A 14670-nucleotide genomic window follows, 5' to 3' on the forward strand; every position below is an offset into this window, starting at 1 on the left:
TTCTTCCTTCCCTGCATCCGCCTCGCGCCTCCGCCCCGGCCTTCCCCTCGTCGTCGAGGACGCGATGAGCGGTCGGCTACTCGTCGACTGCTGCTTCTACTCGGACCACCACCTGGTCAGGGGGGACAAACGAGCGCAGCCTCGGCGCGTGCCGGGGAGGATGGTGCCAGGGCGGGCTGCGCTCGGGAGGAGCGTCGACGCGAGGTTCGCTCAGGGAGCGACGGCTGCCTGATACCCCGCGATGATGTCGAGTTCCGCGCCCAGCAGGCTGTCACCCTTCAGGAATCGCTGCAGCAGGCTCAGGTGGTAGGTGTTCGGGATGTACTTGCGCTTACCGCTGATGCCGACGATCCAGACCTGCTGGTTCTCTGCGAACGTGATGAGTTTGTACATGAGTTCGTCCTCTCCGGGGTTCTGCGGCGGGCCTGTCGGGCTGTCCCCGGCGAGCGGGGCGTTCGTGACCAACCAAATCGGATTCAGGTTGGTGCCGTCGCTCAGGTACAGGCGCAGGTGAAGATGCGAGTTCTCGCGCTCAGGGGGATCAAGGTAGCCGGTGAAGCCGGTGAGGCCGACCACCGTGCCGCCGCTCACGTTCTGCCCGATCGACACACTCGTGCTGCCTTGGATGAAGTGGCAGTAGTCGCCGAAGACCCCGGAGCCGTGGTTGATGGTCACGAACTGACCGCGCCCGCTCGGCTCGTAACCCCCACCGGTCACGACTCCGCTTGCGACCGCGCACGCAGGCGTGCCTGCGCGCGGCGTGACGTAGTAGTCGACGCCACGATGACCTGGATAGCTGGGCTCCGGGTAACCGTCCACGCCCAGGCGCGTCTCTGCTCGTTGCGTGAACGGATGATTCCACGCGATCGGGAGTGCATCGTGTTGGGCGCGCGTCCAGGTCCCCGCGGCTGTTGCTGGGGCGGCGCCCAGAACGACTGACCCGGCAACGTAGGTCGCGGCGGCCGCTCCGGCGACGCCGACGACCTGACGTCGAGTCAGCTGTGGCGCGTCACGGGCATCGGCCGCCGGCGTTTGAGGAGACTCCATGACCTCACGCTATTGGTCGCGCCACACGGATGGCGAGACGACGAAAGTATGAACGCGGCGTGAGCCCCGCGGATGCCGCGAAGCTCATCGCCGGCGGCGGGCCGGTCGATCCATGGGGTGCCTTCGAAGCGCCCGCGCCAGCGGCGCCGGGGGCCGCTGGCAGCGTGGGGGCTCAATGCCCGGATCCGTGACCCTCATCGTGCGGCGACGGAGGAGAGCTTCGTCACCGATCGGCACACGACCTTCGACGGCCGCGCGTCGGCGGTCGTACGTCGCACCGGTCGCGGAACCATCACGCGGATGTCGGGGCCTTGTTCGTCGGCGGCTGCCGGTCAGCCGCCGTAGCGGACGTAGAAGGAGCCGGGTCCGCAGGTGTATGTCGCGGGGCCGACGGTGTGCACGCCCTCTCCGAGGCGTGCACAGGTCTGCGCCGCATCCACGAGCGTGGCGCCGATCACGAACAGGATCACCAGTGCCACGGCGACCCCGATGCCCGCGATGACGACGCCCGCGAGCGCGAACCCGTTGCGGTGGCCGTTCCGACGAGAGCCGACCAGGGCGATGATGCTGATCACGAGGCCGGCCACATTGAGGACGACGAAGAACGACAGCACGAATCCGACGATGCCGAACGTGCGGTAGGCGTCCGGGGCGACGGCCGGCGGAGTCGGTGCGGCGGTGCGAGGCGTGCCGTCGACGGCATCCGGAGGGATCGACATGGCCCGACCTTATCGGGTGTCCGGGTGCGACGGAGAACCACCGATTCCGGTGGCTGAAACGGCCGCTACGAGACCGCCCCGCCCGGCACGATGGCCCTATCGTGACCGACCTGGGACTTGTCGGGCACGTCGCCGCGGCGACCCGACGCCGCGGCCCCCCGTCGAAGGAACATCGACCATGACTTCAGACACCGCCGTCACCCGAGCCCGCCGCCGCCAGCGCGGCACCGATCGCGACGCGACACCGCAGCCGGCGCAGCACGCACGGCCTTCCACGGCCCGTATCGCGCGGTCGCGGATCGCCCTGATCTCGTGCGTGGTGCTGTGGATGCTCTACCTCACGACGGTCATCGTCACCCTCTCTCGCGGCGGTGCGCTCGTCGACTCCACCCAGCTCCTGGCCACGACGCTGTTCCTCGTCTCCGTGACCGCGCTCACGTTCTCGGCCTGCATGTATCTGCTCGCGCGGGCGGGCGCCCTTCCTCGGCTCGCGGATCATCGCCGCCCCCGCCGCATCACGATCGACGAGCACTTCTTCGATCACGAACCCCTGCTGACCGCTCTGCTGCCCTCTCGACGCGAGGATCCCGACCTCGTGCGGATGGCGCTCTGGTCCGTCGCGTTGCAGGAGTTTCCGCGGCTCGACGTCGTGCTGCTGCTGGACGACGACCCCGACCCCGCCGACGACGCGGCGCGCGCCGGGCTGGAGGGGTGCCGCGCCCTGACGGGAGAGCTGGATGCCGCACTGCGGCCGGTCTTCGAGCGCGTGGATGCCGCCGCCGCCCGCATCCGCGCGGGCGAACTCTCCGCGGCCGCGGCGACGGAGCTCGTGATGCGCGAGCACGCGGCGTGCGCACAGTGGCTGCACGCACGCGCCGAGGAGGCGCCGACCCGGACGCACGTCGAGGTCTTCTTCGTCGAGCAGGTGCTGCGGCGCCTGGCATCCGATCTCGAGGCCACGGCCGCGGCGCTGCTCGAAGCCGCGGAGAGCGGGGCGGCGCCGCTGACGCTCGCGCGGGCGCATCAGCTCGTCAGCCGCCTCGTGCGGATCTTCGGTGTGGACGCCTCCACCTTCGAGCGGCGGCGCTACGCCTCGTTGTCGCACGTGTCCAACAAGGCCATGAACCTGAACGCGTACCTCGGCCTGATCGGCGGTCGCTACCGGGAGCGATGGGTGGGCGGTCAGCGGGTGCTCGAGGATGCCGGCGCCGGGCGCAGCACCCTCGAGGTGGCCGAACCCGACTACGTGCTGACCCTGGACGCCGACTCGATGCTGCTGCCCGGGTACTGCGCGACGCTGGTCCACACCCTCGAGCAGCCGGAGAACGCGCGCGTCGCGGTCGCCCAGACGCCCTACTCCGCCTACCGCGGGGCTCCGACCCGGCTCGAACGCATCGCCGGGGCGACGACCGACCTGCAGCACATCGTGCACCAGGGACTCACGGCGTTCGGGGCGACGTTCTGGGTGGGCGCGAACGCCGTGCTGCGCTGGCAGGCCCTGGCCTCGCTGCGACGCGAGTCGGTGGAAGACGGCACGCGCATCGTGCGGTACATCTCCGACCGGACGGCCATCGAGGACACCGAGTCGAGCATCGACATCGCCGAGCACGGCTGGACGCTGATGAACTACCCGGAGCGCCTCAGCTACAGCGCCACACCGCCCGACTTCGGCTCCCTCGTCATCCAGCGTCGCCGCTGGGCGGACGGCGGGCTGCTGATCATCCCCGCCCTGCGCGCCCTGGCCGCTCGCCGTCGCCGCGTCGGCGAGCCGATGCGGGTCGCCGAGCGGCTGCTCCGACTGAATTACCTCGGTTCGATCTCCTGGGTCACGGTGGGCCTGCTCGCGGTGCTCACTCTCTACCCGATGGACGGGCAGCTGGTCACCATCCTGCTCATGCTGATCGCGTTGCCCTACTTCGTCGAGATGGCGTCGGATCTGCGCGTGCTCGGCTACCACCGGCGTGACGTCGTCGCCATCTACGGACTCAACCTCCTGCTCCTGCCCGTCAATCTCGCCGGCAGTGCGGCGTCGGTGCTGCAGGTCCTGACCGGCCGTAAGGCGCAGTTCGCCCGGACGCCGAAAGTGTCGTCGCGCACCCGCGTTCCGGCCTTCTTCCTCGTCGCGCCCCTGGCGCTGGTACTCGTGGCGGGCGCCGTCGGCGTGCGCGCCGGGATGGCGGGAGCATGGGGCACCGCGGTCTTCGCGGCGTTCACCACGATCGCGACGCTGTGGGCCATCGTGCGTCTCATCGGCGTGCGTGCCACGGCATCCGATCTCTGGTTCGCGTGGATGGACTGGATCTGGGTGGAAAAGAGGGACGCCGCCGCGCCCGCCGTCGCCTCCTCTCCGCGGTGGGCTGCGGTCCTCGACGACGGGCCGCTGGACGCGATCGGAGCACTCTCATGAGCCCGGTGCACGCGCCCCGGCGTTCGCGTTTCGCCGGACGGCAGCTCTCGTTCGGGCGCCTCGCCCTCAGCATGGCCGTGGTCGTCACGCTGGGACTCGGCGCGACCGCGGCCGCCCTCGTTCCGACGTTGCCGCCGGCGGTGGCCGGCGCCGACGCCGCCCACCGCTGGTTCGCGCCGTACTACGACGTGACGCTCGAATCCGGCGACGAGCTGTCGCGCAGCACGATGGACGATGCCCCCGGGGGGCTGGTCCTCGCCTTCGTCGTCGCCGCGGGTGACGACGACTGCACGCCCACGTGGGGACGCACGTACACGCTCGACGACGCCGCCCAGCGGTTCCAGCTCGATCGTCGCGTCGAGCGGATGCAGCGCGAGGGGCGCCCGCTCGCGGTGTCGTTCGGAGGCGCCCTCAACACCGAGCTGGCCTCCGCGTGTGCGACGGTCGATGCCCTGGCGACGGCGTATCGCACCGTGCTCGACCGGTACGGCATCGACACCGTCGACCTCGACATCGAAGGGGATGCTCTCGACGACGCGGCCGCGACGGCACGACGTGCCGCGGCGATCGCACAGCTGCAGAAGCAGCGGAGCGCGGAGGGCACGTCGTTGCAGGTGTGGCTCACACTGCCCGTGGCGCCCGACGGTCTCACCGCCCAGGGGTCCGCGCAGGTCTCGGCGATGCTCGACGGGGGAGTCGAGATCGCGGGCGTCAACGCCATGACGATGGACTTCAACGCCGACGATCACGCCGCCTCCACGTCGTCGCTGGCGATCAGCGCGTTGGACGCCACCGCCCGGCAGGTCACCGACCTGTGGGACGCCCACGGGCGCACCCTGCCGCCGGGCGGAGCGTGGGCGTTGCTGGGAGCGACCCCGATGATCGGTCAGAGCGACATCGAGCGCGAGGTCTTCACGCTCGATGACGCCCGGGCGCTCGCCGACTACGCCACCGCGCAGGGCATCGCGAGGATGTCGATGTGGTCCCTCAACCGCGACCGCACCTGCGGATCGAACTACCCGCTCGTGCATCGGGTCTCGCCCCTGTGCAGCGGCGTCGATCAGGCCGGCGTGAGCTTCGCCGGCATCCTCGCCGACGGGCACACGGGCACGCCGTCGGGGGAGCCCCTCACCCCGCACGACGGTCCGATCGTCCCCGACGACGCCGCCACCAGCCCCTTCCCGCTGTGGACGTCGCAGTCGTTCTACTCGGCGGGGGTATTCGTGGTCTGGCGGGGCTCGGTCTACGTGTCCAAGTGGTGGAACGAGGACGGCCCCCAGCCCGATGACCCCTCGTTGGATGCCGCGGCATCCGCGTGGACCTACGTGGGCCCCGTGCTCTCGAGCGACCGCCCGTTCACCCTGCCGCAGCTGCCGGAGGGCACCTACCCGGAATGGTCCGCCACCGGCCTCTACAACCAGGGCGATCGCGTCCTGTACGACGGCAGCGGGTACGAGGCGCGCTGGTGGTCGCAGGGACAGCGTCCCGATCGGTCGGTGCTCGATCACGACTACTCGCCGTGGAAGCTCCTCGACGGGTCGTGACCGCTGACGGCATCGAACACGTGCGGGCGGCCGTCGATCGCGATGGTCGCCCGCACGGCTCGTCCGTCCGGATGCAAGCGTCCGACGACGTGCCGGCGCGCATCGGAGATGCTCTCGGCCATCCACCCCACGGCCGCATCGATCCCGTCGTCGGCGGCGGCGGCGCCGCTGTCGTCGAGCAGGACCACGTCGACGCCGCGGGCGCGCGCGGCCGCGACGGCGCTGCGCAGCGGCTCACGCGCCAGCGCGCCGGCGCGCAGGTCGTCGCGCAGTCGTCCCTCTTGCGCCGCATAGGCGCGCCGCTCCTCGGGTGAGGGCGACCGCCCTTCGGCGATGCGGTTCAGCAGGGGCACGACGGAGGCGGCGAGATCGTCGGCGTGCTCGCGCAGCTCCGCACGCGCCGACATCGACCAGCTCTGCCGTTCCGCGGCGGCGACGGCCTCATGGTGCAGGACGACGATGCCCCGCTGCATGCGCGCGATGACGTGCAGCATCAGGACGGCGACGCCGACGACCAGTCCGGGGCGGGTGATCAGCTGGAGGATCTGGCCGGGGGCGACGCCCTGAGCGGCTCCCGCGGCGATCAGGACACCGACGACCAGGGCGGCGCCGACGAGCGCCGTGCCCCCGCGCCCTCGCAGAGCCAGCGGCACGAGCAGGAAGGACAGCGCCATCACCGGCCACAGGGTGCCGTAGGTCAGCGGGGCGACCGCGACGGTGCCGAGTGTGCCACCGACCACGAGCCCGACGACGCCGATCGACCGGCCCCACGACGGCTCGGCGGGCAGGGAGCGGCGCAGCAGCTCGGCGGTGACCAGGATCGCCGCCAGTGCCGCCACCTGCAGCGCCCACGTGTGCGGCGCCACGACCGTCGCCGCCATCGCGCACAACGACTGCAGCACGACGTAGCCCACCCCGATGCGGGTCACACCGCGTCGCAGCGCCGCGGAGTCGGTGACCGCCGCCATCTGGACGCCCGGCGCGGGCGGCGCGTACCGCAGCGTGACGCGCGTGCCGACTCCTCGTGTGGAGACGATCTCGGCGGCGCCGCCGGGAACGCGTTCCATGCGCGCGACGATGCTCTGGCGGATGCCGAGGCGGTCGTCGTCGATCCGGGCCAGCTCGAAGCCGGGGCCGTCATCGACGATGTCGATGCGGACGTCGTCGTCGCGGGAACGGAGATGGACCTGCCGCCGCGCCAGCGGTGCATGCCGGGCCGCGTTCGTCAGCGCCTGACGCGTCGCCCCCAGCATCGCCGTGGTCGCACCGTCGTCGAGGAGGAGGGGACCTTCGATGTCGCAGGTCAGCTCCGCACCCTGCCGGCGGGTCTCCACGACCAGCTCGGCATCCAGCGGGAGAGGCTCGCGCGCGCCGTCGTCGACGAGCGACGTGACCATCCCCGCCGCCCGCCGCGCCTGGACGGCGAGTCGATCGAGCGGAACCGGGAGCTCGGAGGCGGCCAGCACGAGCGTCGCCAGCACCTCGTCGTGGACGAGGGCGGCCGCGTGCGTCCGCGCCGCCAGGCGACCCCGCTCGGCCGACTCGCGGGCCGCGGCGGCCCGGCGCTCCGCTGCGGCGGCGTCCAGGCCGGCGCCGACCGACAGTACATGCCCGCCGAGCACGCAGACCACGGCCGCGGTCAGCAGCGCGTGCGAGTCGTTGACGATTCCGTCCAGATCGAAGCCTCCGAACGTGAGACGGTACGTCGCCCCCGCGAGAGTCCCGATCGCCAGCGTGGCCCACCCCGCACGCGGGCCGAAGGCGACGAGCGCGCAGGCGGTGGCGGCGCTGGATGCCGTCAGCACCCACGGCATCCGCTCCACCTCCGACGTCGCCGCCGCCGGGGCGAACAGGATGACTGCGGCCCAGAACAGGATCGTCGCGGCGCCGGCCGTGCGGCGCAGCATCCGGGTGCCCAGCAGGGGGGAGAGCGCCCCGCCGACGATGGTGATGGCCGTGGCGGCGACCACGATGATCAGATACCAGAGGGGAAGGACGGGGTGTTCGCGGGCCACGACGGTCAGGTTGAACGTGCCGACCGCCGCCACCATCGCGCCGCTGGTCGCCAGCAGCACCCGCCGAGCGGCGCGCTCGGCGGCATCCTCGTCACTCACGCCGCGGTACCGGCACGTAGCCGTCTTCGAGGCCCCGCTGATACAGCTCGACCTTCGTCGCCGCCGGGCGGCCCAGCTGATGGTAGACGGAGCGGATGCGGCGAAGGTGATCGTTGACGGTGTTCTCGGAGATGAACAGCCGTGTCGCAACGTCCCGCGCGCCCAGCCCCGACGCGTACAGCGCCAGGACCTCGCGCTCGCGCGCGGTGAGCGGGGCGCCCTCGAGCAGAGGATCGGTGTCCAGCGCCGAGGCCCATTCCGCCGTCGAGACGTGCTCGCCGCGCGACGCCGACACGATCGCGGTGAGCAGCCCCGCCGACGGCGCGGACTTCCTCACGACGCCGCGGATGTCGGCGCGTGAGGCGGCGCGCACGAGGTACGGATCCTCGCCGGAGGTCAGCACGAGAACCTGGGCGCCCCAGCGGCGCAGCGCCGCGACGTTGTCCGCCGGATGCGATCCGTCGCGCAGGCTCAGATCGAGCAGGACCAGTTCGGCACGTCGCGGGTGGCGCACCAGCTCGTCGACGGTGCGGGCGTGACCGACGAAGCTGACCTCGGGCGTCGCGGCGAGGAGGTTCTGCACCGCCATCGCGACGAGCTCGTGGTCGTCGACGACGGCGACGGATGCCGCATCCACCATCCCCAGGACACCTCTCTTCGAGCCGGCCCCCCGGCGGTGGACGTGCCGCACCTCGCGCCGCTCCAGGATAGGGGCAGGATTCGCCGCGTGCGCCGTCGACTCCGCATTATTACCGGCGCGCCCGCCCGGCTGCCGTCGGCCCGCATCGTCACGCCAGCAGCGTCTCCCCGATGTACCCGCCCGGCCGGCACCCGGGTGGGACGGCGAACACCGCCGAGCCGATCGGCGTCGTCCACTCGTTGAGCAGGTCGAGCTCGTCCAGCCGCCGCTGGATGGGAACGAACTGAGCGTCCACGTCGGCCTGGAACGACACGAAGATCAGCCCCGAGTCGGACACCTGCCCGCCGTCCGGACGCTCGTCGTAGTTGTAGCCGCGACGGAAGATCCGCTGTCTCGCATCATCGGGCCGCGAGCGGCGCACGTGCGAGAACTCCGGGATCACAGGGAAGCCGACCGGGGTCTTCGCATCGAAGTCGGGCTCGTCGTGCTCGGCCGCACCGGTGAGCGGAGCGCCGTTGGACAGCGTGCGCCCGACGGAGTCCTCGCGTCCCGGGCGGTCGAGCCTGTCCCATTTGTCGAGGTCCATGTGGATGCGGCGGATGACCATGCCCGTGCCTCCGGCCATCCACCCCGCATCCGACCAGACGACCTCCTCGAAGTGGCCGGTTCCGGGCTGAGGGTTCGCGGTGCCGTCGACCTGGCCGAAGAGGTTGCGCATGGTCGTGCCCGGCGCGACCGTGCCGTAGGCGCGGCGGAACCCCTGCTGCGTCCAGCGCACCTCGGCGAAGCTGCGGGCGTCCTTCAGCAGCATCCGCGTCGCATGGGCGACCGTCAGCGGGTCGTCGCCGGCGATCTGCAGCAGCAGGTCGCCGTGGCTGAACTCGTCGCGGAGGCGATCGATGCCGAACGCGGGCAGCGGTCGCAGCCAGCTCGGCGCGGCTCCCCGCGCCCGGGAGACGAGCCCGGGTCCGAACGCGAACGTCACGGTGAGGCGGGCGGGCGCCGCGGCCAGCTCCGGTTCGGAGTCGGCGAGGGCCGGCCGCCCCTGCGTCAGCCGCTCGGCGTCATCGCTCAGCACGCGCAGGAGGCGGCGCAGGTCGTCGCGGTCGACATCGGCGTGCAGGTCGAGCGCGACGAACGTCCCGTGCGCCTGCGCGTCGGTGTCGACGCCCGCCTGGTGGACGCCGTGGAACGGCACGATCTCGGTGCCGTTGAGCGGGACGGATGCCGCGGCCGGCGCGGCCGCGTCGGGAGACGGGGTGAGGGCGAGGTCGATGCCGATGGCGGCGGCGGCGCCGACACCGGCGACAGCTCCTCCGAGGAGGAACTGCCGCCGGGTCGACGCCGATCGACCCGCGCCCGTGTCGGGCGCGGCCATCAGTTGCTCGGCGTGGGGCTCGGGCTCATGTCCATCTCGCCGCCCTGGTAGGTCTCGTTGGCACCGGAGTAGTCCTTGACCGGGGCCGAGAACGCCGCCGTGGAACCGTCGGAGAACGTCAGCGTGAAGCGGGTCTCCTCACCCGCCTTCAGCGGCGCGGTCAGGTCCATCAGCATGATGTGGTTGCCGCCCGGCTGCAGCACGAGCTCACCGCCGGCCGGAATCACGAAACCGCCGTCCTTCTCCTTCATGACCATCGCGCCCGAGGCGTCGGAGACGGTCTCGTGCAGCTGCAGCATGGAGGAGGCCGGGGAGGTCGCCGACACGAGGGTGACCGGCGCGGACGAGTCGTTGCGGAGGGTGCCGAAGGCGGCGGACATGCCGGAGTCGGCAGCCTTGACCCAGGCGTCGGAGATCGTCACGGCGGCGCCGGCGTCGGCGCTCGTCGCCGAGGCGGACGGCGTCGATCCGGCGGAGGAGCTCGTGCTGGCGCAGCCCGCGAAGGCCAGCAGGCCGACGCTCAGAAGAGCGCCGGCGCGGGCGGCGACGCTCAGGCGGGTGCGGGTGGTGGTGTGGATGCTCACGAGGAGGTGCCTTTCTTTCGGCGGAGGAAGTGGAAAGCGGCGTAGGCGGCGACGGCGATGATCGCCCCGCCCGCGCCGACCAGCAGGATCCGGATGATCCCCTGGTCCTCTCGTGCGCCCTGATCCTGTGCGGTGGTGTCCTGTGCGTCCGCGGCCGTTCCGGCATCCGTCGATGTCGACGGGGCCGTGGCCGCCGGCGTCCGCGTCAACGGCTCGGCGCCGCCGACCGTGAACGGGATGATCCCGCTGATCGGATGCCCGTCCTGCGAGACGACACGCCAGCGGATCTCGTAACCGCCGGTCGGCAGCTGCGGGTCGAGGCTCACCGTCACCGTGCCGTCGCGCACGACGGGGGCGCCGGCGACCCAGTCGCGGTCCGCTCCGTCTGCGACGATCACGGCGGCGCCGATCGTCAGCACGTCGGCCGAGAAGGTGAGTGTCACCTCCGCCGGGGCGTCGGTGAGCGCCTCCCCGGATGCCGGGGTGCTGCCGAGCAGCTCATCGTGGGCCGCCGCGGGCAGGGCGGTGACGAGCACCGACGTGCCGGCGAGGGCCACGGCGAGCAGCAGCGTGCGAAGACGGGTGCGGAAACGGGAAGACGACATGGAACGACCACCGATCGATCGCGCGCTCACGACGCAGGTGCGAGCGCACAGCGGATCCGCGCCCGGACATCGCGTCGCGGGCGGGGACAGGGATCAGAGCGCGGGGGCGAGCGGGGGTCCGCGGCGGCGACCGTCGACGACGTGCGCGGCGGGGCGCACCCTCCAGGCGACCGCGTCGGCCGCACGGGCGGCGGGAACGGGACGGGCGATGACGGTACGGGCCCGCGCGACCGCGCGGCGGGCCCAGGCGCGGATGTCACGGGCCAGCTGCAGCAGGGCGCGGACGGTGCGCTCGCCGCGGTACAGCGCAGCGGTCGTGACGAGCGCGGCCGCCGCGTGCAGCGCCCACATCAGCGGGTCGGCGCACAGCGCCGACACGAGTGCGCTCGCAGACGTGGTGGTGACGGCATCCGCGGACATCGCCATCGCACCGTGATCGTGGTGCGAGATCGCCGAGGCGGCGCCCGAGACGGGGGCGCCCATCACGAACAGGGTGTGGAACAGCAGCTGGCTCGCCACGACGCTCAGCCCGAGTCGCACCGCGGAGAGCGTCCGGCCGGCGAGGAGCGTCGACACCATGAGCGCCAGCATCCACGGGGCGACGATCCCGAACGGTCCGGGAACCGACCCGCCGGCGACGACGTGCGACACGAGCGCCGTGAACGTCGCGACGGAGGCGACGACGGCACCCCGCGCGACGCGCGGAGTCCGGGAGCGTCGCATGCGCCCAGTCTGCCAGGTCGTGCCGCGACCTCAGCGGCGCCGCTTGGCCGCTTCGGTCGCCTGCCGCTCGGCGATGACCGGATGGGTGCCGGTGTAGCCCTCGCGCGCGGCGACGGCCGCCTGGATCTTGCCGCGGGCGGCGAACCAGCCGATGATCAGCGCCGGGATCAGCACGATCAGCGAGGCGAGCACCCACCGTCCCGTCTCGGAGAAGCCCATCGTCACGAGCACGAAGAAGAGGAACGCCAGCGTCAGGTACGACGTGTACGGCGCTCCGAACAGACGGAACGACGGCCGCTGGAGCCTGCCCTCCTTCGCCCACTTCACGAGCTTGAGCTGGCAGAGGATGATCGTCGCCCACCCGCCGATGATGCCGAGGGCCGACACCTCCAGCACGATCTCGAACGCCTGCGACGGCCAGAGCGCGTTGATGCCGACGCCCGCGAGCGTGATGACGGCCGTCAGCAGGATGCCGCCGTACGGCACGCCGTTGCGGCTCATCGCCGCGGTGAACGCCGGCGCCGACCCGTTGACCGACATCGAGCGCAGGATGCGGCCCGTCGAGTACAGGCCCGCGTTGAGGCTCGACAGCGCCGCCGTGAGGACGACGAAGTTCATGACCGAGCCGGCGATCGCGCCGGTCTGCGGCGAGCCGATGTGCGAGAAGAAGGTGACGAACGGCGACTGCCCGGCCTCGTAGGTGCCGAACGGCAGCAGCAGCGACAGCAGCAGGATCGAGCCCACGTAGAAGACGGCGATGCGGATGACGACCGTGTTGATCGCCTTCGGCATGACCTTCTCGGGGTTCTCCGCCTCGCCGGCGGCCGTGCCGACGAGTTCGATGGCCGCGTAGGCGAAGACCACGCCCGAGATGGCCAGCAGGGGTGCGACGACACCCATCGGGAAGAGACCGCCGTTGTCCGAGATCACACTGAAGCCGGTGGGCCCGACATCCGTCGCGCCGCCGAAGATCAGGAAGCAGGTGCCGACGATGAGGAAGATCACGAGGGCCGCGACCTTGATGAGGGCGAACCAGAACTCCATCTCGCCGAAGAGCTTGACGCTCACCAAGTTCAGCGACAGCACGACGACCAGGGCCACGAGGGCGATCAGCCACTGCGGGATCTGCTGCAGCGGCTCCCAGTACTGCGCCCAGAACTTGACGTAGAGGGCGGCCGCCGTCACGTCGACGATCGAGGTCATCGCCCAGTTGAGGAAGTACATCCACCCGGCGCCGAACGCGAGCTTCTCGCCGTAGAACTCGCGGGCGTAGGACACGAACGACCCCGACGACGGGCGGTGCAGCACGAGCTCCCCGAGCGCGCGCAGGATGAGGAACGCGAAGAAGCCGCAGACCGCGTAGACCAGGATCAGCGACGGTCCGCTCGAGGCGAGACGGCCGCCGGCGCCCATGAACAGACCGGTGCCGATGGCGCCGCCGATCGCGATCATCTGGATCTGTCGCGGGCGCAGGGTCTTGTGGTAGCCCGCATCCTCGCTGGAGAAGTCCTGCACCGCTTCGGTGCGATCGCCCGTCAGCTCGCGCGCGTTCTCGCGGGCGTCCTCCGGGTCCAACCCGGACGTCGGCTCGTTGTGCGTCATCCCGCAATCATGGATGCCGTGCGTTTCGGTGCCGTGACGCGTGGCCACGCGTGTCGTGAAAAACCAGCCGATGGTCGGGGGTGGGGTGAGGCGTTTCGACTCGCGGCTGCGCCGCTCGCTCAACGACCGGGGGGAGGGGGTGGGTTGGGCGTTTCGACTCGCGGCGGCGCCGCTCGCTCAACGACCGGGGGCGGTGGGGGGCGTTTCGACTCGCGGCGGCGCCGCTCGCTCGACGACCGGGGGCGGTGGGTGGGGCGTTTCGACTCGCGGCTGCGCCGCTCGCTCGACGACCGGGGGCGGGCCGGGCGTTGAGCGAGCGCAGCGAGTCGAAACGACGTGCGCCCGGGTCAGCCCGCCGTCGGCGGAGGCGCCTGCAGGCCGGCGAGGATCTGGCGGGCGAGCGCCATGAACGCGGCCGTCGCGGGCGAGATGGAGCCGGCGCGGCGGGTCACGAACGCGTAGTGCTCCTCGACGGCGGGTGACAGCGGCGTCATGTAGAGGCCGCGCTCGGCGATCACCGAGCGGCCGACGTGGTACGACACGAGCGAGTCTCCGACGCCCTGCGCCGCGAGCTCCAGCGCGTGCGTCTGGAACTCGACCTCGATGATCGGGTCGAGCCGTACGCCCGCGGCCTGCGCGCGCTCCAGCAGCGACACGCGTAGCGGATCGTCGAGCGACCACCGCGCCTCGGACAGGATCAGCGGCCGGGTCGAGAGCGTCCGGATGTCGATCGGGGCGCGGGTGTGCTCGGGGTTGCGCGAGACGTACACGACGTGGTCCACGAAGATGCCGGGGATCAGACGCAGCTGTCGGTCGTCGATCGGAAGCTGGACGATCCCGGCCTCCAGGTCGCCGTTGCGCACCGACTCGGCGACCTCGGACGAGTTCAAGCCGGTGACCTTGACCTTCACGGCCGGATGCCGCGAATGGAACTCGCGGATCAGGTCGGTCAGAAGGTACAGGTGGGCGCTGTTGAAGGTGCCGAACAGCACCGTGCCCTCCTCGAGCGAACCCACTCGGCGCCCGAAGTCGGCGATCTCGTCGACGTCGGCGAGCGTCTTCTCGGCGAGGGGGACCAGCTGCTTGCCCACGTCGGTGAGCAGGAGCCGCCGCGTCGTGCGGGTGAACAGCCGCAGCCCCAGGTTGGCCTCGAGGACCGAGATCTGCTCCGACAGGCTCGGCTGCGCGATGTGGTGTTCGGCGGCCGCCGCGGAGAACGTGCCGAGCCGCGCCGCGGTGAGGAAGTACTGCAGCTGTCGTACGGTCGGGGTGGCCATGGGCGCTCGCTTTGTAGAGGTTTGTCCTAT

At 71.5% G+C, this 14670-nt stretch carries 12 protein-coding genes; 2 read left to right on the plus strand and 10 right to left on the minus strand.

Annotated elements, in window-relative coordinates; translation table 11 throughout:
• Nucleotides 1-210 precede the first annotated feature (210 nt).
• Nucleotides 211-1047 (minus strand): M23 family metallopeptidase, encoded by an 837-nt coding sequence (locus L0965_RS07900; protein ID WP_082734246.1) that lies wholly within the window; start codon nt 1045-1047, stop codon nt 211-213.
• A 332-nt stretch (nt 1048-1379) separates the two neighbouring features.
• A complete protein-coding gene (locus L0965_RS07905) occupies nt 1380-1766 on the minus strand; it encodes a hypothetical protein (RefSeq protein ID WP_101306961.1) in 387 nt (128 codons plus the stop codon).
• A 178-nt stretch (nt 1767-1944) separates the two neighbouring features.
• On the opposite strand from L0965_RS07905, the gene L0965_RS07910 reads away from it, so the two are divergent.
• Complete coding sequence (locus tag L0965_RS07910; protein WP_157831648.1) at nt 1945-4173, plus strand: glycosyltransferase family 2 protein; 2229 nt, start codon at nt 1945-1947, stop codon at nt 4171-4173.
• Nucleotides 4170-5717, plus strand: a complete 1548-nt coding sequence (locus L0965_RS07915; RefSeq protein WP_157831647.1) for a chitinase — start codon at nt 4170-4172, stop codon at nt 5715-5717. Before L0965_RS07910 ends, L0965_RS07915 begins: the two co-directional genes overlap by 4 nt.
• Here the strand turns inward: L0965_RS07915 and L0965_RS07920 are convergent.
• From L0965_RS07920 to L0965_RS07955, 8 genes are all read right to left on the minus strand, one after another.
• Nucleotides 5684-7831 carry an ATP-binding protein gene (locus L0965_RS07920; RefSeq protein WP_101306958.1) on the minus strand — a complete coding sequence of 716 codons (2148 nt, stop codon included), beginning with the start codon at nt 7829-7831 and terminating at the stop codon, nt 5684-5686. The two genes, L0965_RS07915 and L0965_RS07920, sit on opposite strands and share 34 nt — an antisense overlap.
• The gene (locus L0965_RS07925; protein ID WP_101306957.1) at nt 7824-8471 is read right to left on the minus strand and encodes a response regulator transcription factor; all 648 of its coding nucleotides are present in this window, start codon (nt 8469-8471) and stop codon (nt 7824-7826) included. Before L0965_RS07925 ends, L0965_RS07920 begins: the two co-directional genes overlap by 8 nt.
• A 148-nt stretch (nt 8472-8619) precedes the next feature.
• A complete protein-coding gene (locus tag L0965_RS07930; RefSeq protein ID WP_101306956.1) occupies nt 8620-9849 on the minus strand; it encodes a Dyp-type peroxidase in 1230 nt (409 codons plus the stop codon).
• A complete protein-coding gene (locus L0965_RS07935; RefSeq protein ID WP_232783940.1) occupies nt 9849-10433 on the minus strand; it encodes a copper chaperone PCu(A)C in 585 nt (194 codons plus the stop codon). The genes L0965_RS07930 and L0965_RS07935 overlap by 1 nt, the downstream gene beginning before the upstream one ends.
• Nucleotides 10430-11038 carry a copper resistance CopC family protein gene (locus L0965_RS07940; protein WP_101306955.1) on the minus strand — a complete coding sequence of 203 codons (609 nt, stop codon included), beginning with the start codon at nt 11036-11038 and terminating at the stop codon, nt 10430-10432. The genes L0965_RS07935 and L0965_RS07940 overlap by 4 nt, the downstream gene beginning before the upstream one ends.
• A gap of 93 nt (nt 11039-11131) precedes the next feature.
• Entirely contained in the window at nt 11132-11761 is a 630-nt protein-coding gene (locus tag L0965_RS07945) for a hypothetical protein (protein WP_101306954.1), read from the minus strand.
• A gap of 30 nt (nt 11762-11791) precedes the next feature.
• Nucleotides 11792-13363: an amino acid permease gene (locus L0965_RS07950; RefSeq protein WP_101306953.1), complete on the minus strand. Its 1572-nt coding sequence runs from the start codon at nt 13361-13363 to the stop codon at nt 11792-11794.
• 347 nt (nt 13364-13710) lie between these two features.
• Nucleotides 13711-14640: a LysR family transcriptional regulator gene (locus L0965_RS07955; protein WP_060960594.1), complete on the minus strand. Its 930-nt coding sequence runs from the start codon at nt 14638-14640 to the stop codon at nt 13711-13713.
• Nucleotides 14641-14670: the final 30 nt, after the last annotated feature.

This window comes from Microbacterium sp. NFH-22A-Y (assembly GCF_021401375.1).
Taxonomy (GTDB): Bacteria; Actinomycetota; Actinomycetes; order Actinomycetales; family Microbacteriaceae; genus Microbacterium; species Microbacterium hominis.